Origin of the sequence: Variovorax sp. TBS-050B, from assembly GCF_029893635.1 — a bacterium.
GTDB lineage: Bacteria > Pseudomonadota > Gammaproteobacteria > Burkholderiales > Burkholderiaceae_C > Variovorax.
Window position 1 is genome coordinate 2,334,432 of sequence record NZ_JARXYR010000002.1, and the last position, 19,601, is coordinate 2,354,032.

General features: G+C 70.0%; 20 protein-coding genes and 1 pseudogene. 9 read left to right on the forward strand and 12 right to left on the reverse strand.

What is annotated here, in order from left to right:
* Positions 1–37: 37 nt before the first annotated feature.
* On the forward strand, positions 38–913 hold the full coding sequence (locus tag M2165_RS13890; RefSeq protein WP_280815196.1) for a TauD/TfdA family dioxygenase: 876 nt from the start codon (positions 38–40) through the stop codon (positions 911–913).
* Positions 914–936: 23 nt separating this feature from the next.
* On the opposite strand, the gene M2165_RS13895 is transcribed toward M2165_RS13890, so the two are convergent.
* Positions 937–1,344, reverse strand: coding sequence for a DUF5329 family protein (locus tag M2165_RS13895; protein ID WP_280815197.1), 408 nt, complete (start codon positions 1,342–1,344; stop codon positions 937–939).
* Between the two features lie 108 nt (positions 1,345–1,452).
* Here M2165_RS13895 and hisN point away from each other — a divergent pair, with 108 nt between their 5' ends.
* The 3 genes from hisN to M2165_RS13910 are packed head-to-tail and all read left to right on the forward strand — an operon-like array spanning position 1,453 to position 3,431.
* A complete protein-coding gene (gene hisN / locus M2165_RS13900; protein WP_280815198.1) occupies positions 1,453–2,232 on the forward strand; it encodes a histidinol-phosphatase in 780 nt (259 codons plus the stop codon).
* A gap of 33 nt (positions 2,233–2,265) precedes the next feature.
* Positions 2,266–2,460, forward strand: a complete 195-nt coding sequence (locus tag M2165_RS13905; RefSeq protein WP_280815199.1) for a DUF2905 domain-containing protein — start codon at positions 2,266–2,268, stop codon at positions 2,458–2,460.
* 44 nt (positions 2,461–2,504) lie between these two features.
* Positions 2,505–3,431 carry an ROK family protein gene (locus M2165_RS13910; protein ID WP_280815200.1) on the forward strand — a complete coding sequence of 309 codons (927 nt, stop codon included), beginning with the start codon at positions 2,505–2,507 and terminating at the stop codon, positions 3,429–3,431.
* Here the strand turns inward: M2165_RS13910 and M2165_RS13915 are convergent.
* On the reverse strand, positions 3,404–4,903 hold the full coding sequence (locus M2165_RS13915) for a PLP-dependent aminotransferase family protein (RefSeq protein ID WP_280815201.1): 1,500 nt from the start codon (positions 4,901–4,903) through the stop codon (positions 3,404–3,406). The genes M2165_RS13910 and M2165_RS13915 overlap by 28 nt on opposite strands.
* A gap of 171 nt (positions 4,904–5,074) precedes the next feature.
* Here M2165_RS13915 and M2165_RS13920 point away from each other — a divergent pair, with 171 nt between their 5' ends.
* Positions 5,075–5,422: a hypothetical protein gene (locus tag M2165_RS13920; RefSeq protein WP_280815202.1), complete on the forward strand. Its 348-nt coding sequence runs from the start codon at positions 5,075–5,077 to the stop codon at positions 5,420–5,422.
* Between the two features lie 7 nt (positions 5,423–5,429).
* Here the strand turns inward: M2165_RS13920 and otsA are convergent, their stop codons facing one another.
* From otsA to M2165_RS13940, 4 genes are all read right to left on the reverse strand, one after another.
* Entirely contained in the window at positions 5,430–6,815 is a 1,386-nt protein-coding gene (otsA, locus tag M2165_RS13925; protein ID WP_280815203.1) for an alpha,alpha-trehalose-phosphate synthase (UDP-forming), read from the reverse strand.
* Positions 6,812–8,734, reverse strand: a complete 1,923-nt coding sequence (locus M2165_RS13930) for a glycoside hydrolase family 15 protein (RefSeq protein ID WP_280815204.1) — start codon at positions 8,732–8,734, stop codon at positions 6,812–6,814. The genes otsA and M2165_RS13930 overlap by 4 nt, the downstream gene beginning before the upstream one ends.
* Positions 8,727–9,515: a trehalose-phosphatase gene (otsB, locus tag M2165_RS13935; RefSeq protein ID WP_280815205.1), complete on the reverse strand. Its 789-nt coding sequence runs from the start codon at positions 9,513–9,515 to the stop codon at positions 8,727–8,729. The genes M2165_RS13930 and otsB overlap by 8 nt, the downstream gene beginning before the upstream one ends.
* Before the next feature lie 95 nt (positions 9,516–9,610).
* Positions 9,611–10,870, reverse strand: a complete 1,260-nt coding sequence (locus tag M2165_RS13940) for a multifunctional CCA addition/repair protein (RefSeq protein ID WP_280815206.1) — start codon at positions 10,868–10,870, stop codon at positions 9,611–9,613.
* Between the two features lie 162 nt (positions 10,871–11,032).
* On the opposite strand from M2165_RS13940, the gene M2165_RS13945 reads away from it, so the two are divergent.
* The gene (locus M2165_RS13945) at positions 11,033–11,758 is read left to right on the forward strand and encodes an OmpW family outer membrane protein (protein ID WP_280815207.1); all 726 of its coding nucleotides are present in this window, start codon (positions 11,033–11,035) and stop codon (positions 11,756–11,758) included.
* 18 nt (positions 11,759–11,776) lie between these two features.
* On the opposite strand, the gene M2165_RS13950 is transcribed toward M2165_RS13945, so the two are convergent.
* The 3 genes and pseudogenes from M2165_RS13950 to M2165_RS13960 form a co-directional block, all read right to left on the reverse strand.
* Positions 11,777–12,460 carry a glutathione S-transferase family protein gene (locus M2165_RS13950; RefSeq protein ID WP_280815208.1) on the reverse strand — a complete coding sequence of 228 codons (684 nt, stop codon included), beginning with the start codon at positions 12,458–12,460 and terminating at the stop codon, positions 11,777–11,779.
* A gap of 131 nt (positions 12,461–12,591) precedes the next feature.
* Positions 12,592–13,155, reverse strand: a complete 564-nt coding sequence (locus tag M2165_RS13955) for an MgtC/SapB family protein (RefSeq protein ID WP_280815209.1) — start codon at positions 13,153–13,155, stop codon at positions 12,592–12,594.
* Position 13,156: 1 nt separating this feature from the next.
* A pseudogene (locus M2165_RS13960) lies at positions 13,157–15,164 on the reverse strand (transglycosylase SLT domain-containing protein).
* A gap of 36 nt (positions 15,165–15,200) precedes the next feature.
* Here M2165_RS13960 and M2165_RS13965 point away from each other — a divergent pair.
* Positions 15,201–15,818 carry a 5-formyltetrahydrofolate cyclo-ligase gene (locus M2165_RS13965; protein WP_280815210.1) on the forward strand — a complete coding sequence of 206 codons (618 nt, stop codon included), beginning with the start codon at positions 15,201–15,203 and terminating at the stop codon, positions 15,816–15,818.
* A gap of 54 nt (positions 15,819–15,872) precedes the next feature.
* Here M2165_RS13965 and M2165_RS13970 read toward each other — a convergent pair whose 3' ends face one another.
* A complete protein-coding gene (locus tag M2165_RS13970; protein ID WP_280815211.1) occupies positions 15,873–16,856 on the reverse strand; it encodes a LysR substrate-binding domain-containing protein in 984 nt (327 codons plus the stop codon).
* A gap of 170 nt (positions 16,857–17,026) precedes the next feature.
* Here M2165_RS13970 and M2165_RS13975 point away from each other — a divergent pair, with 170 nt between their 5' ends.
* Positions 17,027–17,356 (forward strand): DUF2917 domain-containing protein, encoded by a 330-nt coding sequence (locus M2165_RS13975; protein WP_280815212.1) that lies wholly within the window; start codon positions 17,027–17,029, stop codon positions 17,354–17,356.
* A gap of 90 nt (positions 17,357–17,446) precedes the next feature.
* Here the strand turns inward: M2165_RS13975 and M2165_RS13980 are convergent, their stop codons facing one another.
* Complete coding sequence (locus M2165_RS13980; protein WP_280815213.1) at positions 17,447–17,851, reverse strand: BLUF domain-containing protein; 405 nt, start codon at positions 17,849–17,851, stop codon at positions 17,447–17,449.
* A 90-nt stretch (positions 17,852–17,941) separates the two neighbouring features.
* Between M2165_RS13980 and M2165_RS13985 the strand changes: the two genes are divergently transcribed.
* Positions 17,942–18,712 (forward strand): Crp/Fnr family transcriptional regulator, encoded by a 771-nt coding sequence (locus M2165_RS13985; protein WP_280815214.1) that lies wholly within the window; start codon positions 17,942–17,944, stop codon positions 18,710–18,712.
* A 15-nt stretch (positions 18,713–18,727) separates the two neighbouring features.
* Here the strand turns inward: M2165_RS13985 and M2165_RS13990 are convergent, their stop codons facing one another.
* The gene (locus M2165_RS13990) at positions 18,728–19,597 is read right to left on the reverse strand and encodes a DUF6279 family lipoprotein (protein WP_280815215.1); all 870 of its coding nucleotides are present in this window, start codon (positions 19,595–19,597) and stop codon (positions 18,728–18,730) included.
* Between the last annotated feature and the right edge of the window lie 4 nt (positions 19,598–19,601).

The following is a 19,601-nucleotide window of genomic DNA, read 5'->3' on the forward strand; positions in this document are numbered from 1 at the left end:
GTTGGCGAAAGCGCCCCCCGCGCCTACAGTCGCTGCCATGACTCCCGCCGCCGCGTCCGCACAGCACTTCGAAGTCCGCCCCTTCGACGCCCCGGTCGGCGCCGAGATCCTCGGCCTCGACCTCTCGAAGCCGATCGACGGCGACGACTTTGCGCGCATCCACCGCGCCCACCTCGACCACCATGTGCTGGTCTTCCGCGACCAGCGCATCACGCCGCAGCAGCACATCGACTTCAGCCGCCGCTTCGGCCCGCTCGAGATCCACGTGCTGCACCAGTTCCATCTCGCGGGTCATCCGGAGATCCTGATCGTCTCGAACATCAAGGAGAACGGCGAGCCCATCGGCCTCGGCGATGCGGGCGTCTACTGGCATTCCGACATCTCGTACAAGCCCAGGCCCAGCCTCGGTTCGCTGCTGCATGCGCAGGAGCTGCCGAGCGAAGGCGGCGACACGCTGTTCGCGGACCAGCATCTCGCGTGGGAAGCGCTCGACCCCGAACTGCAGCAGCGCATCCTGCCGCTCAAGGCCGAGCACAGCTACCTCGCGAAGTACGAGGAACTGCGTGCCAAGAACCCCTGGCGGCCCAGGCTGTCGCAGGCGCAGATCGACCAGGTCGCGCCCGCCGTGCAGCCGGTGGTGCGCACGCATCCGGAGACCGGGCGCAAGGCGCTGTTCGTCAGCGAGCACTTCACCACGCGCATCGTCGGCCTGCCGCAGGCCGAGAGCGATGCCCTGCTGGCCGAGCTGTTCGCGCACAGCGTCAAGCCGGAGTTCGTCTACCGCCACCGCTGGGCGCCGCACGACCTGGTGTTCTGGGACAACCGCTCGCTGATGCATCTCGCGGCCGGCACGCCCGACCACCTGCGCCGCCGGCTGAACCGCACCACGATCGTGGGCGACGAGCCTTTCTGAACCTTCGGGCCCGAGATGGCGGTTCAGCGGCCCGTCTTCGGCTGCTGTTGCTTCTGCGGTTGCTGCCGCATCGCGCGCAGCTCGCCGTTCAGGAACGCGTTCGCCTCCTTCTCCGTGCCGTTGGCGAGCTTCACCTTGTAGGGCTTCCCCGTCATCTCGGAGCGCGAGGCGCACCGGTCGATGAAGTCCTCGGCGGTGACGAGTTCCTCCTTGAAGTGCTCGTACTTGGCGCGCATGTGCTTCGCGGCTTCGGCGGCGCCGTGTGGCTTGCCGTTGCGCATGAAGGTCACGTTGCTCATTTGCGAGACGCGCAGGATCAGCCCGTCGATGAGCTTCTGCTCCGAAGCGGACGGCGTGGCCTGCGCCAGCAGGGCCGCGGTGCCGAACAGGAGCGCCAGCAGGGCGGTGCGAAAGACTTGGAAGAGGGCCATGCGAACAGTCTGGAATGGTCGGCCCATGCTAGAGGGATGGCTCCGTGCGTGTCAAACCGGTGCCGGCTCGGGTCTAATCGCAGTTTTCCGCTTGCGTCGCATCCCCTCATGAGCTCCTCCACCCCCGATCTGCTGTCGATCGCCAACGCGCTGGCCGATGCCGCCGCGGCGCAGTCGATGCGCCACTTCCGCACGCCGCTGGACATCATCACCAAGGCCGACGAGAGCCCCGTGACGCTCGCGGACCGCGCGGCCGAAACGGCGATGCGCGAGATTCTCGCGGCACGCGCGGCGGCGGACGGCATCTTCGGCGAGGAGCACGGCCAGGAGCGGCTCGATGCCGGCCGCATCTGGGTGCTCGACCCGATCGACGGCACGCGCAGCTTCATCACCGGCTCGCCGCTCTGGGGCACGCTGATCGGCGTGGTGGAGTCGGGGCGGGTCGTGCTCGGCATGATCGACATGCCGGTGCTCGGAGAGCGCTGGGTCGGCCGGGCCGGCCGGGGCGCCGCGCGCGACGGCCAGCCGGTCCGCACGAGCGGCTGCACCGAGGTGGCGAAGGCGCGCATCGTCACCACCTCGCCCGACATCTTCGCGCCCGCCGACTGGCAGGCCTTCGACCGCCTGAGCCGGCAGTGCGCGATGCGCCGTTTCGGCGGCGACTGCTACGGCTATGCCCAGCTCGCGGGCGGCACCGTCGACCTCGTGGTCGAGACCGGGCTGCAGCCCTACGACTACCTGGGCCCCGCCGGCCTGATCGAGGCGGCGGGCGGCGTCATCACCGACTGGGAGGGCCGGCCGCTCGGGCTCACCGCCGACTGCCGCGTGATCGCCGCGGCCACGCCCGAACTCCACAGGCAGGCCATGGCCATCCTCGCGGGCGCCTGAGCCGCGCCCGGCACGAGGTTCTAGACTGTTCCCATGCTGCGCTGGCTGATCGTCGTCGTCCTGGCCCTGGTGCTCATGAGCGGCCTCACCGCCTGGCTGCGCCGCTTCGGCTTCGGGCGGCTGCCCGGCGATTTCGAATTCCGCGCCTTCGGCCGCGACTGGCAGCTGCCCGTCGCGAGCACCGTGGTGCTCAGCATGATCGCGGCGCTGGTGGCGCGCCTGCTCTAGAACAAGAGACACAAGACAGACAGAAGGAAGAAAGGGAAGAAGCAATGAGAGCCTGCGTAGACATCGGCGGCACCAAGGTGGCCGTGAGTCTTTCCGCGTCGAGCGACGCGCCGCTCATCGGCCGCCGCAGCGAGCCGACCGCCAAGACCGGCAACAACGATGCGGTGGCCGTGCAGATCCTGCGCATGATCGACGAGGTCTGCGCCGAGCAGGGCATCACCGCCGCCGACATCGATCGCGTGGGCGTCTCGTCCACCGGGCCTTTCGAATTGCGCGACGGCATGGTCGAGCTCGCCACGCCCAACATTTGCGGCGGCATCGCCGGCCCCGCGCGCGGCCTGCCCAACGACTGGATGACGGCCATCGTCGAGGCGCCGCTCGCGCAGCGCTTCGCCCGCGTGCGGGTCGAGAACGACGCCGTCGCCGCGCTCGAGGCCGAGCGCCAGTGGGGCGCGCTGCAAGGCCTGGACCACTGCGCCTACGTGACCTGGAGCACCGGCGTGGGCGTGGGCCTGTGCGTGGACGGCCGTGCGCTGCGCGGCAAGAACGGCAACGCGGGCCATGCGGGCCACAGCTTCGTGGCCGACGATGCGAGCGGCGCGCTCTGCGGCTGCGGCAACCTCGGCGACGTGGAGGCGCTGGTGGCCGGCAACTCGATCGCGCGGCGCTTCGGGCAGCCTGCGCCCGACCTGTTCGCGGCGGCCTCGGGCGGCGAGCCGCATGCGGTCGAGATCGTCGATGCGCTGTGCCGGGTGATGGGCCGCATGCTCTACAACCTCGTGGTCACGCTCGACCTGCAGCGCATCAGCCTCGGCGGCAGCGTGTTCCTGCACCACGGCGACTTCCTGCTGCCGCGGCTGCAGGCGCAGATCGACGGCAGGCTCAAGCCGCTGACGCGCGGCGTGACGCTGGTGCCCGCGGGGCTCGGCGACAGGATCGGCGACTACGCGGCGCTCGCGCTGCTCGACTGAAGCCGGCGTGGGGCGCCCTGCGCGGCCGCGCCGCCGCGCAGCAGCGCTTCGGTGATCTGGCCCAGCCGGCGCAGGCCGTTGCCGATCGCCTCGCCGTACGGCCAGCCGCAGTTGATGCGCAGGTAGTGGTCGAAGCGCGAGGAGTTGGAGAACAGCGTGCCGGGCGCCACCACGATGCGCTCCGCGAGCGCCGCGTCGAACACGCGCAGCGAGGACAGCCGCTCGGGCAGCTCGATCCACAGCTGCAGCCCGCCGGGCGGCAGGTTGATGCGCGTGCCCGGCGGAAAGTGGCTCGCGATCGCATCGGCGGTCTGCTCGCGCTGCGTCTTCAGGCAGGCACGCAGGTGGCGCAGGTGGCGGTCGTAGGCGCCGGTGCCCATGTAGAGCCCGGCCGCGCTCTGCGACAGGCCCTCGTTGTTGCGCGTCTGCGCGTACTTGAGCATTTCCACCCGCGCCTGCCAGCGCCCCGCCGTGATCCAGCCCAGGCGCAGCCCGGGCGCCAGGATCTTGTGCAGCGAGGCGCAGTGGATCACGTTGCCGCTGGTGTCCCATGACTTGAGCGCGCGCGGCGGGGCCGGCGCATCGACCAGCTCGCTGTAGGTGTCGTCCTCGATCAGCGGAATCGCATGCCGCTCGCACAGGTGCGCGAGCCGGGCCTTGTGGGCGTCGGGCATCACGCTCCCGAGCGGGTTCTGCAGATGCGGCACCACCACCACGGCCTTGATGTTGTCGTAGGTGCGGATCGCGAGCTCCAGCGCCTCGATCGACAGCCCGGTCTGCGGGCTGGTCGGGATCTCGAGCGCGCGCATGCCCAGGCTTTCGAGGATCTGCAGCAGGCCGTAGAAGGTGGGCGATTCCACCGCCACCGTGTCGCCGGGCTGCGCGACGGCACGCAGCGCGAGATTGAGCGCCTCGATGCAGCCGTTGGTGACCAGCACCTCTTCGGGCGAGATCGCCATGCCGACGCGCAGGGCGCGCTGCGCCACCACGTCGCGGAACTGCCGATGGCCCTTGAGTTGCGCCGCCACCGTGAGCATCTCGGGCTGCTGGCGCAGCATGCGCGTCATCGCATTGCGCAGCGCCTCGGCGGGATAGAGCTCGGGCGCGCCGCGCGCGATCGAGAGGTTGAGCTTCTCGGGCAATTGGCGGCGGCGCGCCACGAAGTCCGACACCTTGGCATGGATGCCCACGTACTGCGCCGGATCGGGCGGCACCCCGGCCGCGGGCTCCTCCATCGGCGCGATCGCGAGCCGCTTGGGCCGGCGCACGAAGTAGCCCGAGCGGTCGCGCGCCTCGACCCAGCCGTCGCTCTCCATCGTGCGGCACAGCTGCAGCGCGGTCGACAGGCTGATGTCGTGCAGGCGCATGAGGTGGCGCAGCGAGGGCAGCTTGTCGCCCTGCTTGAGCGAGCCGGTGTGGATCGCGTCCACGTAGTGCGCGGCGAGCTGGCGGTAGAGCGGTAGCGAGTCCATGGCGTCGATGCTCCCTCGATCGCGCATCCGGAAACAGATGCAGTTGCGGGAGAAAACGACCATAACAGATGGCCCGCAACGGCCGCTGTTCCGGTGCGAATCGCCCCGCCGTGTGCCTGTTTTGCAGGCGCCGGCTTTCCTACGATGGCTGCATCACTCCAGGAAGCCGCCATGCCCCCGATCACGCTCGACCCTCCGCCTCCCGCCATCGCCCTGCAGCCGGGCGACACCCTGCGCGCCGCGCTCGATCCCGCGAGCTGGCTTCAGATCGAGCAGGGCCGCGCGCAGCTCGTGGAACCGCCCGCGTGGTTCGGCGAGGCCGTGTTCACTGCGAAGACGATGCTCGAAGAAGGTGAGGTGCATCGGCTGGAACGCGGCGGCTGGATCGAGCTGCGCGCGCTGACGCCGGTGCGGCTGCGCATCCATGCGCCCTCGATGCATGCCGCGGCGCCGTTGCCGTCCGCGCGCGCCGAGCCGCGGCCGGTGATGCGGCTGGTGCGGCTTCTGACCGGCAGCTAGCCTCTATCTAGCGCTGGCTTGCCGCGTGGCGCAGCGCGTCGAGGAAGCTGCGCCGCCACCAGTGGATGTCCTGCTCGCGGATGCGCGAGAGCAGCTTCTGGTGCCGCTCGCGGCGCTCCTCGAGCGGCATCTGCAGCGCCTGCTGCACCGTCTCGGCGGTGCCGTGCGTGTCGTAGGGGTTGACCAGCAGCGCTTCCTTCAATTGCTCGGCCGCGCCCGCGAAGCGCGAGAGCACCAGCACGCCGGGATCGGCCGGGTCCTGCGCCGCGATGTATTCCTTGGCGACCAGGTTCATGCCGTCGCGCAGCGGCGTCACCAGTCCCACCGCGGCCGCGCGGCACAGCCCCGGCACGCGCTTGCGCGCCACCATGCGGTGGATGTAGCGCACCGGCATCCAGTCGAGCTCGCCGTAGTCGCCGTTGATCGCGCCGCACAGCGATTCGAGCTCGCGCCGGATGTCGCCGTAGGCGTCGACCGTCTCGCGCGTGGGCGAGGCGATCTGGATCAGCGTGGCGCTGCGGCGGTTCTCCGGATAGTTGGCGAGCAGCTCGCGGAAGGCGCGCACGCGCTGCGGGATGCCCTTGGAATAGTCGAGCCGGTCGATGCCCAGCAGCAGCCGCCGCTGCGAGTATTCGCGCTTCATGGTCTCGAACATGTCGCGCGATTCCTTCGCATGCGTGAGCGCCGCGAACTCGTCCACGTCGATGCCGATCGGGAACGCGGCGCAGCGCACCGTCTGGCCGTAGGCGCGGTACATCTCGTCGCCGAGGTACTCGCCATGCGCCTCGTTGCGCACGTAGTGCTCGAAGTGCTGCACGTCCTGCTGCGCCTGGAAGCCGATCAGGTCGTACGAGAACAGCGAGCGCATCAGCCATTCGTGCTGCGGCACGGCCGCGATGATGATCTGCGGCGGCAGCGGAATGTGCAGGAAGAAGCCGATGCGCTGGCGGCAGCCCATCGCGCGCAGCTCGGCCGCGAGCGGGATCAGGTGGTAGTCGTGGATCCAGATGACGTCGTCGTCGTTCAGCAGCGGCTTGAGCTTGCGCGCGAACAGCTGGTTCACGCGCCGGTAGCCGCCGATGAAGCCGGCGTCGAAATGCGCCAGGTCGAGCCGGTTGTGGAACACCGGCCACAGCACGTCGTTGCTGTAGCCGAGGTAGTAGCTGTCGTGGTCCTCGCGGCTCAGGTCGATGGTGGCGAGCCGGACCTTGCCGGCCTGCTGCATGTGCAGCTCGCCCTCGCCGGTCGGGCCTTCCTCCACGATCTGGCCGCTCCAGCCGAACCAGAGACCGCCGCTCTGCTGCAGGCTTTCGCCGAGCGCCACCGCCAGGCCGCCGGCCGCGGGTTTGCGGGGGTCGGCCACGCGATTGGAAACGACGACGAGTCTGCTCATATGGCGGAGTCCCAGGGCGCCGAGAGCCGCATCGCCGCGTTGATGATGCCGACCATCGAATAGGTCTGCGGAAAGTTGCCCCACATCTCGCCGGTGACGGGATGCGTGTCCTCCGAGAGCAGGCCGAGCGGATTGCGGGCCGCGAGCATGGTCTCGAAGATCTGCCGTGCCTCGGCCTTGCGGCCGATCTTGGCGAGCGCGTCGATGCGCCAGAAGGTGCAGATGTTGAACGCCGTCTCGGGCTTGCCGAAGTCGTCGGCGGCCTCGTAGCGGCGCATGTAGGGGCCGTCGCAGAGCGTCTTCTCCATCGCATCGACGGTGGAGATGAAGCGCGGGTCGCGCGCATCGATCAGCCCGACCTCGACCATCAGCAGGATGCTCGCATCGAGCTCGTGGCCGCCGAAGCTCTCGGCGAAGGCCTGGCGCTCCTCGCACCAGGACTTGGCGAGGATCTCCTCCTTCATGCGCGCGGCATGGCCGTGCCAGTAGGCGGCGCGCTCGGGCAGGTCGAGCGCGCGCGCGATCTTCGCGAGCCGGTCGCAGGCGGCCCAGCTCATCAGCGCGGAACTCGTGTGCACGCGCGCGCGGGTGCGCAGCTCCCACATGCCGGCGTCGGGCGTGCCGTAGACGCGGATCGCCTGCTCGCCGACCGCCTCGAGGTGCGGAAACTCCGCCAGCCCCGCGCGGCTCAGCAGCCGGTGGTCGTGGAAGGCCTGCGCCGCGCCGAGCACGATGTTGCCGTAGACGTCGTGCTGGAAGTGCTCCTGCGCCTGGTTGCCCACGCGCACCGGTCCCATGCCGCGGTAGCCCGGCAGATGGTCGACGATGGACTCGGGCAGCTCGCGTTCGAGCCCGATGCCGTAGAGCGGCTGGATGTGCTCGCCGTGCGAGCCGATCACCACGTTGCCGAGCCAGCGCAGGTAGTCCTCCATCGTGCCCACCTCGCTCAGCGAGTTGAGCGCGCGCACCACGAAGAAGGCATCGCGCAGCCAGCAGTAGCGGTAGTCCCAGTTGCGCTGGCTGCCCGGGGCCTCGGGGATGCTGGTGGTCATGGCCGCGACGATCGCACCCGTGTCCTCGTAGAGCGAGAGCTTGAGCGTGATCGCGGCGCGGATCACCGCGTCCTGGTACTCGAACGGGATCGCGAGCCGCTTGCTCCAGACGCGCCAGTAGGCGATGGTCTCCTGCTCGAAGCTGCGCGCGGTGTCGGCGATGCCGTCGAGCAGGGTCTCGTCCACGCCGAACATGAAGTTGTACTCGCGCGAGAGCACGAAGGGCTGGCGCGCGAGGATGTGCGAGATCGAGGCGTCGGTGTTGAGCCGCAAGGTGACGTCGGGGCCGACGTAGCGGATGTGGTTGCTGCCGCGCGTGACCTCGAGCGGCGCCGAGGCGCCCCACTGGAAGCGCGGATCGAGCGCCACGCGCACGCGCGGCGCGCCCGCGATCGGCCGCACGCGGCGCACCAGCATCAGCGGCCGGAAGTAGCGCGAGCGGCTGTAGAAGCGCGGCGCGAAGTCGGTGATCTCGATGCCCTGGCCCGCGCTGTCGAACAGCTGGGTGCGCAGCACCGCGGTATTGGGCTCGTACCACTGCTTGCTGGAGGCGAAGTCCTCGATCTCGATGGCCCAGGCGCCGGCTTCCTCGCCGGGGTGCAGCAGGGCGTTGAAGACCGGGTCGCCGTCGAAGCGCGGCAGGCAGCACCAGACGATGCGCGCACGGGCATCGACGAGCGCGCTGAACGCGCAGTTGCCGATCACGCCGACGTCGAGCGAGGGCTCGGCCGGCGGCGCGAAGCCGCGCGGCACGGCCGACGCGGCGGCGCGCGGGTCGACCGGCGCGTGGTCGGCAGGGCCGGCCGCGCCCGAGATCGAAGTGCCCGCGCGTTGCTCGGGCGCCTTCGACAGCTGCAGTTCACTCATCCACCTCTCCTCGGTTCGCTTTTTCTTCTTTCCTTGGCGCGGGGGACGCGGCGAGCAGGTCGCGCATCTGCACCAGCCATTCGAAGACGGCGCGCGGCGATTCGAGCCGGTGCAGCGCGAGGCTCGGCCCTGAGCCCACCTTGATGCCGATGCCGCCGCGCGGCTGCACCACCGCGAAGCCGCTCTCGTCGGTGGTGTCGTCGCCGGCGAAGAACGGCACGCGTCCCGCGAACGGTTCCTCGTTCATGAAGGCCTCGATCGCGATGCCCTTGTTGACGCCCGAGGGCTTGATCTCGAACACGAACTTGCCGTGCATCAGTTCGAGCTGCGGCCGGCCGGCGATCGCGCGCGACATGGCGTCGCGGCACACCGCCTCGAGCTGCGGCGCGAGCCGATAGTGCAGCGCGATGGCCGCATGCTTGCGCTCGACCAGCAGGCCCTCGTGCACGCGGGCGAGTTCATTGGCCGCATCGAGGATGGGCAGCAGGTCGGGCGCGCGCTGCTCCTGCATGCGGCCCTTGGCGTCGCGGCGCTGCACGCCGTGCTCGCCGCCCGCGGGCAGGCGCAGCGGCGCGAGGAAGCGGTCGATGGCGTCGATCTGGCGGCCCGAGACCACGGCGAGGGCCCCGCCGAGCAAGTCGCGCAGATCCTCGAGCAACGGGCGCAGCGCGGAAGGAATCTCGATCGCTTCGGGGGTGGGCGCGAGCGCGACGAGGGTGCCGTCGAAATCGAGGAAGAGGGCGCTGTCTCGGCCCAACGGAGGAGGCAACTGGGAAGACATTGGCATCTGGTGAAGACCTTACCACGCGCATTTCGTTTCCCGTGTCGGCCAAAGTCGGACGTGCGCGGCAACGCCGCCCGCGTGTCGACAAGCCGCTATCGCATCGAAGCCGCCACGGCCTGCACCCGCGCGCGGTGGATCGCCTCGCCGATGCGCGGCCCGGTGGCGCCCGACTGCTGCGCGGCGCGCGCGACGGCGTCGGTCGCCACGCCGGCCGCGGCCGCGAGCGCGCCGAGCAGCCGCTCGCGCTGCGGATAGGCGCGGTCCTCGAAGCCGAGGCGCCCGCGCGCATCGCACTCGCAGGCCAGCAGCGCGTCGGCGAAGCGCGCGGGCTTGCGGAAGGCGTCGCAGCGCTCCAGCAGCCGCACCAGCGCGGCCGCGCCCAGTTCGCCGCTGCGGTGGATGTTGCCGTGCTCGCGCGCCACCACCTCGGCCAGTTCGCGGATCTCCACCGGCACGCGCCAGCGCTCGCACACCGCCTGCAGCAGTTCGGCGCTGCGCTGCTCGTGGCCGATGTGGCGCGGCAGCGCTTCGGGGTCGGTGGTGCCCTTGCCGAGGTCGTGCATCAGGCAGGCGAAGCGCACGGCCAGCGGCGCCTGGAGCCGCGCGCTGGTGTCGATCACCATCATCAGGTGCACGCCGGTGTCCACCTCCGGGTGGTGCGCCTCGGGCTGCGGCACGCCCCAGAGCCGGTCGACCTCGGGCAGCAGCACCGCGAGCGCGCCGCAGGCGCGCAGCACCTCGAACATGCGCGAGGGGCGCACCTCCATGAGCCCGCGCGAGAGCTCCTGCCAGACGCGCTCGGGCACCAGCGCATCGGCTTCGCCGGCCGCGACCATCTCCCGCATCAGCGCCATGGTCTCGGCCGCGACCGTGAAGTCGTCGAAGCGCGCGGCGAAGCGCGCCACGCGCAGGATGCGCACCGGGTCCTCGCGGAAGGCGTCGGTCACGTGGCGCAGCAGCTTCTGCGCGAGGTCGCGGCGGCCGTGGAAGGGATCGGCCAGGCGCTCGGGCGTGGGCTCGAACTGCCCGTCGGGTCCGACGAACTCGGCCGGCATCGCGATCGCGTTGACGGTGAGGTCGCGCCGCGCGAGGTCCTGCTCGAGCGTGACGTCGGGTGCGGCATGGATGGTGAAGCCGCGGTAGCCGGGGGCGCTCTTGCGCTCGGTGCGGGCCAGCGCGTATTCCTCGCGCGTGCGGGGATGCAGGAACACCGGGAAGTCGCGCCCCACGGGCAGGTAGCCGCGCGCCGTCATTTCCTCCGGCGTGGCGCCGACCACCAGCCAGTCATGGTCGGACACCGGGCGTCCGAGCAACCGGTCGCGCAATGCGCCGCCGACGAGATAGGTTTCCATGCGCCGAGTGTAGGTAGGGATATCCCAACTGGAAAAATAGAACGACCGTTCGATAATTCACGCGCGGATCGGACGAATCCTCGCCAATCCGCGCCAAAAGTAGACGCTGTCACAGCGGAGGCTGCGTACTACCAATTTCTTATCCAAAGGAGCAATCAAACCATGAAGAAAACAGTGTTTGCGCTGGCGGCCCTGGGTGCGCTCGCGTCCGGGAGTGCATGGGCGCAGAAGGCCGGAGACTGGGTCATCGGTACCGGATGGATCCACCTGGCGCCGCAGGATTCGAGCAAGCCGCTGACGCTGACAGCGCCGGTGCGCAGCGTGGTCGCGGGCTCGGGCGCCTCGGTCGGCAACTCGGACACGCTCGGGCTGAGCGCGGTGTACTTCATCGACAGCCACTGGGCGGTCGAGGGCGTGCTCGGCGTGCCGCCGAAGTTCAAGCTCGACGGCGAGGGCACGCTGGCGCGCGTGGGCGAACTCGGCGAGGCGCGGCAGTGGAGCCCGACCATCCTCGGCAAGTACTACTTCAACGAGGGCACCGACGCCTTCCGCCCGTTCGTGGGCCTGGGCGCGACCTACGTCTGGTACAGCGACATCAAGCTCACGCCGGGTCTGCAGGGCGCGCTCGGCAGCCAGCTGCGCCAGCGGCCGCTGTCCACCTCGACCACGGCCGAACTCGACAGCTCCTTCGCACCGGTGTTCAACATCGGCGCCTCCTACCAGCTCGACAAGAACTGGGGCATCTCGTTCTCGGTCTCGTACATCCCGCTCAAGACCAAGGCCAAGCTCACGACCACCTCGGTCACCGGCCTGCCGATCGCGACCAGCGAGGCGCGGCTGAAGCTCAACCCGATCGTGACCTACCTGTCGGCCACGTACCGGTTCTGAGCGCGCGCCGGCGGCGCGTCAGCGCTGCTGGCGGTAGTGTTCCTCGAACGGAAGGAAGTCGTTCTCGGCCAGGGCGTCGTCGATCCACGCCTTCACGCCGGGCAGCGCCTGCACCCGCTCGATGTAGGCGGTGATGGCGGCCGGCACCGGCAGGCCGTAGGTCTTGATGCGGGTGCCGACGGGTGCGAAGTACGCGTCGGCAATGCCGAACTCGCCGAACAGCATCGGCCCGCCATGCGCGGCGAGCAGGTCGCCCCACATCTGCACGATGCGCTCGACCTCGCCGCCGAGCGCGGGATGCTCCTGGAGCAGCTTCGCGCCCACATCCGGGAGCCGGGCCTCGATGTTCATGCCGCAGAGGGTGCGCAGGTTGCCGAAGCCGGCGTGCATCTCGGCGCAGATGCTGCGCGCACGGGCGCGGTCGGCCGCCGCGCGCGGCCAGAGCTGCTTGTCGGGGAAGGTCTCGGCGAGGTATTCGGCGATCGCGAGGCTGTCCCAGATCACGAGTTCGTCGTCGACGAGCACCGGCACCTTGGCGATCGGGTTGAGCTTGGCGATGGCCTGCTTGAACTGCGAATCGGCCGCGAAGGAGTCGAAGCGCAGCTTCACTTCCTCGAACGGAATGCCGGCCTGCTTCATGAGCACCCAGGGCCGCATGGACCAGGAGGAGTAGTTCTTGTTGCCGATGTAGAGCTTGCGCATCGTGTGATCCTGCGGGTCGGAAGATGGGATGGAAACGGAAAGCCCTCGATGCTAGCCGCCGCCGCGGCCCGGATTGATGCCGAAACGCGCGCCGATTGATGCGCCCCCCGGGCTCGCAGGGCGCGCTGCGTTCAGTGCGGCGGCGGGTCTTCGGGCGAAGCGATCACGCGCGGTGAACTGCCGGGGCCGCCTTCGTCGCGCGGCGGGCCCACCAGCCGTTCGATCAATGCGACGAGGCGCGGCACCACCGCGAGCACCGCCAAGGCGAGCAGCGCGCTCAGCACCGCCGTCACCTCGCGGCCGAGCCCGCAGGCCATGCCGATGGCCGCGGTCATCCACAGGCCGGCGGCGGTGGTGAGGCCCTGCACCTGCTGTTCGTCCCTGACCTGCTTGAGGATGGTGCCCGCGCAGAGAAAACCCACGCCCGCGACCAGGCCCTGTATCACCCGGCTCATGTCGGCCGGCTCGATGCCCGACTGCTGCGGGATCAGCACGAACATCGCCGACCCGATCGCCACCAGCATGTGGGTGCGCACGCCGGCGGCCTTGCCGTGCTGCTCGCGCTCGAAGCCGAGCATGAAGCCGAGCACCGCCGCGAGCATCAGCCGCACGACGATGCGCGTGAGCTGGGCGACGTCGCCCACGTCCGAGAACTCGGCCGCGACGGTGTCGAGGACCTCGGCGGTCCAGCTCATCTCAAGGCAGGTCCTTGTTGGGTTCGGGCAGCGCGGCGTCGCGCGGCCCCACGCGGCCGAGGCGCTCCTTCAGCGACTGCGGCCGGCCGCTGATCAGCGCGGCGTAGTTGGTGGTGTTGGCGAGCACCTTCTTGACGTAGTCGCGCGTCTCGTTGAAGGGCACGTTCTCGGCCCAGATCGCGGCGTCGAGCAACGGCCCGTTGCGCCAGCTGCGCGGCCGGCCCGGGCCGGCGTTGTAGGCGGCCGCGGCGAGCGCCATCGAACCGTCGAAGTCGTCGAGCGCGAGCTTCAGGTAGTTGGTGCCGATGGTGATGTTGGTTTCGCGGTCGTTGATCTGCCCGGGCGAGAAGTCGGTCATGCCGATCTTGCGCGCGGTCCAGCGCGCGGTGGCGGGCATGACCTGCATCAGGCCCGAGGCGCCGACGCCCGAGCGCGCATCCATGATGAAGCGGCTTTCCTGGCGGATCAGGCCGTAGACGTAGGCCGGGTCGAGGCCGATGTCCTGGCTCTTGCGCAGCACCGTGTCGTGGAAGGGCATGGGAAAGCGCTGCTCGGCGTCGATCGTGCCCTTGGTGCGTTCGCTGGTGTTGATGCAGCGGTCCCACACCTCGCGCTGGCAGGCGAGGTCGGCCGCGGCGAGCAGCGCCCGGTCGTCCATGCCGCCCTTGTCGTGCAGGTTGGTGGCGTAGTTCCACTCGCGCGTGCCTTCGGAGCGCAGGCCGATGCCGATGGCGTAGAGCGCGCGGTTGAGCGAGGGGTTGGTGCGCGCGGCGTTCTTTTCCTCGGGCGTGAGCGGCGCGGGACGCGTCGGCACCACGATGCGCTGGCCGAGCTCCTCGAGCGCGAGCATTTCGTAGAAGCCGCGCGTGCCGGCGATGCTCTGGTAGAGCTCGCGCGCCTGGGCGCGGCGTTCGTCGCCCCCCGCGCGCGGCGAGCGCGCGCGCCTTCCAGTAGACCCAGGTGGGGTCGAGCTGGGCGGTCTCGCTCATCGCGTTGATCGCGGGCGCCACTTCCTTCCACTGGCCGGCGCGCAGCGCGGCGCGCACGCGCCAGCCGAGCATGTCGTCCGACAGGTCGCCGTTCCTGGTGACGTTGGCGAAGTAGCTGCCCGCCATCGGCGAGAGCTTGCTCGCGGCCTGGCGCCCGATGGTGCCCCAGAGCCAGTTGCGCTCCTCGGCCGAAAGCATCGGGCCCCACTTGCCGTCGAGCTGCGTGGCGGCCTGCTCCGGATCGGCCATGGCGATGCGGATCAGCGCGAGCACCACGATCTCCTTGCGCGACTTGGCGGCGACGAAGGCGCGGCCGGCGAGGAACTTGGCGGCGCTGGCGTTGACTTCGTCGAACAGCGGCAGCGCGTCGGGCGCGGCGATGGTCACGGCGCCGCGTGCGGCCTGGGCGCGGTTGGCTTCCATCGCGAGGCGCGCCTTCTTCCAGGCGTCGTTGGGCGACATCAGCCGGGCCGCGACCATGCGGTCGGCCGCGGTCAGGCAGCCGTCGTCGGCGTCCCGCTGCGCCAGCCAGTTGCGGCGGACCTCGTCGGCCTGCGCCTGGGTGGCGCTGCCGGTGCGCAGCGCCTCGACCAGGATCGCGTAGCAGCGCACCTGCGGGTCGTCGTTCATGCGGAAGCCGGGCAGGGCGGCGGCAAAGCCGTCCCAGTCGCGGCGCTGGCCGAGCAGCAGCAGCCAGTCGTTGCGCAGCCGGTCTTCCTGGTAGGTGCCGGCGTAGCGGGAGAAGAAGTCCTGCACTTCGTTCGGCAGGGCTTCCTGCAGCCGGGCCTTCAGTTCCCAGTAGGCGGCCCAGGGTTCGAGCGCATGGCCGCGCGCCTGCGGCAGCAGCGCGGCCAGCCGCGCCTTGTCGCCGCGCTGGAAGGCCTGCTTCATCTGGATCAGCACGTCGTCGCCGGTGCCGGATTGCGCGCGTGCGGGCTGCGGCGCGAGCAATGCCGCGGCGGCGGCAAGAAGGGTGGAGAACACCAGCGCGGAGGCCCTTTGGCGCGGGCGTCGGTGCATGGGTGCCAAAATGCTCGGGAACTGCATCGGGGGATTATGGACAAGTCAAAGGATGCCGGCACCTCGGCGACCGCAAGTTTTCTCAAGGAACAGCTGCGCAAGGCGCTCGTCGAACAGCGCCTGGCCATGCCCGACCGGCTGGCCCGCGCCGACCAGCTGCAGCGCGTGATGCGGATCTGGCTGGTGGGCCGGCCCGACACCGTGATCGGCGCCTACTGGCCGATCAAGGGCGAGTTCGATCCGCTGCCCGCGCTGCACCGCTGGAAGGAAGACGGCGAACTGATGGACGAACCGCAGCGCCGCCGCATCGGCCTGCCGGTGATCGACAAGGTCCACAAGACCCTGACCTTCCATGCCTGGTATCCCGGCTGCCAGATGGAGGAAGACGCCTACGGCATCCCCAAGCCCAAGGACACCGAGCTCATCGTGCCCACGCTGCTGTTCGTGCCCTGCGTGGGCTACAGCGCCGGCGGCTACCGGCTGGGCTACGGCGGCGGCTTCTACGACCGCACGCTGGCGGCCCTCGAACCGCGGCCGTTCACCGTGGGCCTGGGCTTCACCCACGGCTTTCTCGACGAGTACCAGCCCGAGGCGCACGACCTGCCGCTCGACGCGATCCTGAACGACAACGGCGTGGTCTGGCCTGTTGGCTAGCCCGATCCCCTGGATAGGGTGCGGTTAGAGCCCAGGGACACCGCGGAACCGGCTTCAGTCGATGTTGTCGACGGTGTCGGGGTCGGGCACTTCCCCGATGGTTTCGCGTGTCGTCACGGCCTGGGCCTGCAGCCACTCCGAAAAGGCCTTGATCTCCGGCCGCAGCGCCAGCCGCGGCCCCGCGATGAGCCAGTAGCCCATCGGCGAATCCATGCGGTGCTGCGGCAGCACCTCGACCAGGTCGCCGTTGGCGAGGCTCTCGGCGATCAGCGAGCTGCGCGCCAGCACCACGCCCTGGCCGGTGAGCGCGGCCTGCACCATCTGGTAGGCGTAGTTGAAGTAGAGCCAGCGCCTCGGCTGCGCGCGCTCCAGCCCGTTGACCTCGAACCAGCGCCGCCAGGTCAGCCATTCGAGGTGCGTGCGGTGCGCGTCGCCGGCCTCGATCAGCGTGAAGCGCGTGATGTCCTCCGGCGTGCGGATCGGCGGGCTGCTCTTGATCAGCCAGGGGCTCGCCACCGGCGTCAGCGTCTCGCCGAACAGGCGCACGGCGCCATCGGGCATCGATTCGCGCGGGCCGTAGCGCAGCGCGATGTCGACGTCGGCCACCTCGAGGTCGACCGCCACGTCGCTGGCGTCGATGCGGATGTCGATCTCCGGGTTGTCGCGCTGGAAGGCCTCGAGCCGCGGAATCAGCCACATCGATGCAAAAGACGCAAAAGTGGTCAGCGACACGCTCTTGCGCCCCGCGCTCTGGCGGATCTGCCGCACGGCCGTGTCGATGCGCGGCAGCGACTGCTGCACCGCGAGCAGCAGCTGGGCGCCGGCGCTGGTGAGCTCGACCGCGCGCGTGTGGCGCAGGAACAGCGCCACGCCCACTTCTTCTTCGAGCGACTGGATCTGGCGGCTCACGGCCGACTGGGTGAGCGCCATCTCCTCGGCCGCGGCGCGGAAATTGAGGTGGCGTGCCACGGCCTCGAAGGCGCGCAGGTGGCCGGCCGAGATCGGGCGCGAGCGCAGGTGGGTTTGCGAATGCTGCATGACGAGGAGGAGAGGGGTCCGGGGCTGCGGATCGATTGATGCGGAACCGGAATCAGTAGGCTACCTCGTTTTCATTGGACTGCCAACGGCGCAAAAACGATCATTCATTCCCGAACTGCGCAACCGCCCCGTCCTGTCATCGCGCATCGGCCAAGCCTAGGAGTCTGATCATGTCCACCGCCGTCTGCACCAATCCGTCGCTCGCATCCCTGCCCGCATCCGCCCGCACCACCACCGCCGCCGCCGTCCCGCCGGCCGTGCGCCGCGGCGCCTGGCAGATCGCCCCCGGCGAGGCGATGAGCCTGAAGGCGCGGACGGCCAGCATGCTGCGCGTCCGCCAGGGCCGGGTCTGGGTCACCGCCGATGCCGGCACCGCCGCCCCGAGCGAGGACCTGGTGCTCGCCCCGGGCGAGTCGCTGGCGGTGCCCGCCGGCCAGCGCATCGTGATGGAAGCGTGGGACGGCTACGGCGCCACGTACTCGTGGGACCCGGCGGCCTGAGCGCCGGCCTGCGGCACAACGCTTCCCACGGACGGAAGGCGGCTTCGGCCGCCTTTTTTCTTGCCTGTTCCGTTTTGGCGCTGCGCCGGCTCAGCCGTTGATGTCGAAGCTCGGCCGCAGCGCCAGGAAGTGCTTCAGCGCGGCCTCGCCCTCCAGCGCATGCACGCCCGCCATCAGATCGGGCCCTTCGCTCTCGGCCAGGCCCATGCCGAAGCCGCTGTAGCGGCGCGCGGTGAGCGGCCCCTGGTAGAGCACCCGCACTTCCATGTGCCGCGGATCCTGCGCGATGCGCTGCATCAACGCTTCCAGCGAGGCTTGCGGCCCTTCGAGATGGTGGCAGAAGCGCATGCCGTCGAAGACCAGCAGACCGGTGATCTGGCTCTGGGCATTGCGGATGCGGGCCTGGGTCACGATCGCGCCGACGGTGGCCGGCGGCAGGTCTTGCGTGAGGATGCTGCAGTAGAAGACTTCGTGAAGAGCTTGTTGTTCTGTCATGCGTGCGGAAGCGAAAGGCCCGCAAAGTTTAGGAAATCCGCCCGCCGCACGAAATGTAAAAAGACACATCCGAAAAGCCTATAGTGGCGCGTGAGATTCGACGACTACGCCAACCCCGCGCCGCCCCCGGCGGGCGCGAACCCGTGCGACGACTGCGCGCTGCGCCGGCTCGAGGCCTTCCTGCCGGCCACACCCGAGGAAATCCAGACCATCAAGTCGTTCCGCATCGGCACGCGCCGGGTGGCGGCAGGCGGAACGATCGTCCATGAGCACCGGCCGAGCGCCGAGCTCTTCACCCTCTATGCCGGGTGGGCCTTTCGCTACAAGACGCTGAGCGACGGCCGGCGCCAGATCCTGAACTTCCTCTTGCCCGGCGACTTCATCGGCCTGCAGGACGAATTCGCCGACGGCCAGACGCACGGCGTCGAGGCCGTGACCGACGCCACGCTCTGCGCCTTCTCGCGCGGCCGGCTGTGGGAGCTCTTCCATGCGCAGCCCAAGCTCGGCTACGACATCACCTGGCTGGCCGCGCGCGAGGAAAAGCACGTCGACGACAACCTCGTGACCGCCGGCCGCCGCAATGCGGTCGAGCGCGTCGCCATGCTGCTGATGCACCTGTTCCGCCGCGCCCAGCGCGTGGGCATGGTGCGCGACGACTGGGTGGAGTTTCCGTTCAACCAGCAGCACATCGCCGATGCGCTCGGGCTGTCGCTGGTGCACACCAACAAGACCCTGCGCAAGCTCCAGAGCCTGGGCTTCTACAAGCTCGATGCGGGCTGGCTGCGCATCCTCGAGCCGCATGCGCTCGAGCGGCTGGGCGACTACTTCGAGCGCCCGATGCGCCCGATGCCGCTGATCTGAGCCCCCAGGCCGCGTTCAGCGCGCCGCCACCAGCTGCCGCACGTCGTCCCGGTAGGCCTGCAGCCGCCGCAGCGCCTGCTCGCGCTGGCCCGGGGCGGTGATGTTGTGCAGCGCCGCGAGGTTGCGGCAGCCCTCCTGCAGCAGCGCCTGCTGGTGTTCGCGCCAGGGGCCGGGCGGCGGATCGGCGACGCGCATCACGTAGGCATGGATCGCCGCGCGCGCCTCCGCGGCCGGCGGCCGGGCGGACTGGAAGCCGCGCAGCAGCGCCAGCGCCTCCTGCTGGCGCTGGCGGCGCTCGGCATCGGCCAGGCGCGGATCGAACACCGACTGCGCCACCTGTTGCCGCACCAGCGCGCGCTGTTCGGGCGTCAGGCGGCCGTAGAAGTCCTCCAGCCGCTCGACGAACTTGTCGTAGCGCCGCTCCTGCACCTGGGCCGCGCTGCGGTCCAGCCATTCCTTGCGGTATTCGGCGTTGTTCTTGGCGTACTTGCGTTCGAGCTGCTGCAACTGCGCCTCGCCCAGGCTCAGCGCGAGTTCGGTGCCCGCCGGCTCGGCCTGCTCGGCCACCGCGAGCAGGCGTTCGCGGATCCGGTCGGCCATGCGGCAGGCCTCCGTCGCGGTCACGTCGCGCGGCGCCAGCGCCTCGGCTTCCTGCAGCAGCGTGGCCACGCGGGGCAGCTCGTTCCGGCGGTGCCAGGCGAGCAGCTGGGCCAGTTCGTCGCGCACCTTGGGCGTCTGCGCGCCGTCGAGGTCGAGGTAGCCGTCGAGCCACCAGTAGCTCAATTCGGGCAGGTTGTTGTAGGCCAGCCGCACCGTGCTGCAGGCGCCCAGCGCGGCCGCCGCGAGCAGCAGGCCGATAATCCGCGCCAGATTGACGCAACGCATTCGG

Excerpts from the sequence above, each read along its gene's own strand:
- M2165_RS13920 (WP_280815202.1), top strand. The coding sequence starts at position 5,075 with ATGCCCCCGATCACGCTCGACCCTCCGCCTCCCGCCATCGCCCTGCAG.
- M2165_RS13895 (WP_280815197.1), bottom strand. The coding sequence starts at position 1,344 with ATGGCCCTCTTCCAAGTCTTTCGCACCGCCCTGCTGGCGCTCCTGTTC.
- M2165_RS13990 (WP_280815215.1), bottom strand. The coding sequence starts at position 19,597 with ATGCGTTGCGTCAATCTGGCGCGGATTATCGGCCTGCTGCTCGCGGCG.
- M2165_RS13930 (WP_280815204.1), bottom strand. The coding sequence starts at position 8,734 with ATGAGTGAACTGCAGCTGTCGAAGGCGCCCGAGCAACGCGCGGGCACT.
- M2165_RS13950 (WP_280815208.1), bottom strand. The coding sequence starts at position 12,460 with ATGCGCAAGCTCTACATCGGCAACAAGAACTACTCCTCCTGGTCCATG.
- M2165_RS13905 (WP_280815199.1), top strand. The coding sequence starts at position 2,266 with ATGCTGCGCTGGCTGATCGTCGTCGTCCTGGCCCTGGTGCTCATGAGC.
- M2165_RS13940 (WP_280815206.1), bottom strand. The coding sequence starts at position 10,870 with ATGGAAACCTATCTCGTCGGCGGCGCATTGCGCGACCGGTTGCTCGGA.
- otsA (WP_280815203.1), bottom strand. The coding sequence starts at position 6,815 with ATGAGCAGACTCGTCGTCGTTTCCAATCGCGTGGCCGACCCCCGCAAA.
- M2165_RS13970 (WP_280815211.1), bottom strand. The coding sequence starts at position 16,856 with ATGCAGCATTCGCAAACCCACCTGCGCTCGCGCCCGATCTCGGCCGGC.
- M2165_RS13945 (WP_280815207.1), top strand. The coding sequence starts at position 11,033 with ATGAAGAAAACAGTGTTTGCGCTGGCGGCCCTGGGTGCGCTCGCGTCC.
- M2165_RS13965 (WP_280815210.1), top strand. The coding sequence starts at position 15,201 with ATGGACAAGTCAAAGGATGCCGGCACCTCGGCGACCGCAAGTTTTCTC.
- M2165_RS13980 (WP_280815213.1), bottom strand. The coding sequence starts at position 17,851 with ATGACAGAACAACAAGCTCTTCACGAAGTCTTCTACTGCAGCATCCTC.
- M2165_RS13975 (WP_280815212.1), top strand. The coding sequence starts at position 17,027 with ATGTCCACCGCCGTCTGCACCAATCCGTCGCTCGCATCCCTGCCCGCA.
- M2165_RS13890 (WP_280815196.1), top strand. The coding sequence starts at position 38 with ATGACTCCCGCCGCCGCGTCCGCACAGCACTTCGAAGTCCGCCCCTTC.
- otsB (WP_280815205.1), bottom strand. The coding sequence starts at position 9,515 with ATGTCTTCCCAGTTGCCTCCTCCGTTGGGCCGAGACAGCGCCCTCTTC.
- M2165_RS13915 (WP_280815201.1), bottom strand. The coding sequence starts at position 4,903 with ATGGACTCGCTACCGCTCTACCGCCAGCTCGCCGCGCACTACGTGGAC.
- M2165_RS13955 (WP_280815209.1), bottom strand. The coding sequence starts at position 13,155 with ATGAGCTGGACCGCCGAGGTCCTCGACACCGTCGCGGCCGAGTTCTCG.
- hisN (WP_280815198.1), top strand. The coding sequence starts at position 1,453 with ATGAGCTCCTCCACCCCCGATCTGCTGTCGATCGCCAACGCGCTGGCC.
- M2165_RS13910 (WP_280815200.1), top strand. The coding sequence starts at position 2,505 with ATGAGAGCCTGCGTAGACATCGGCGGCACCAAGGTGGCCGTGAGTCTT.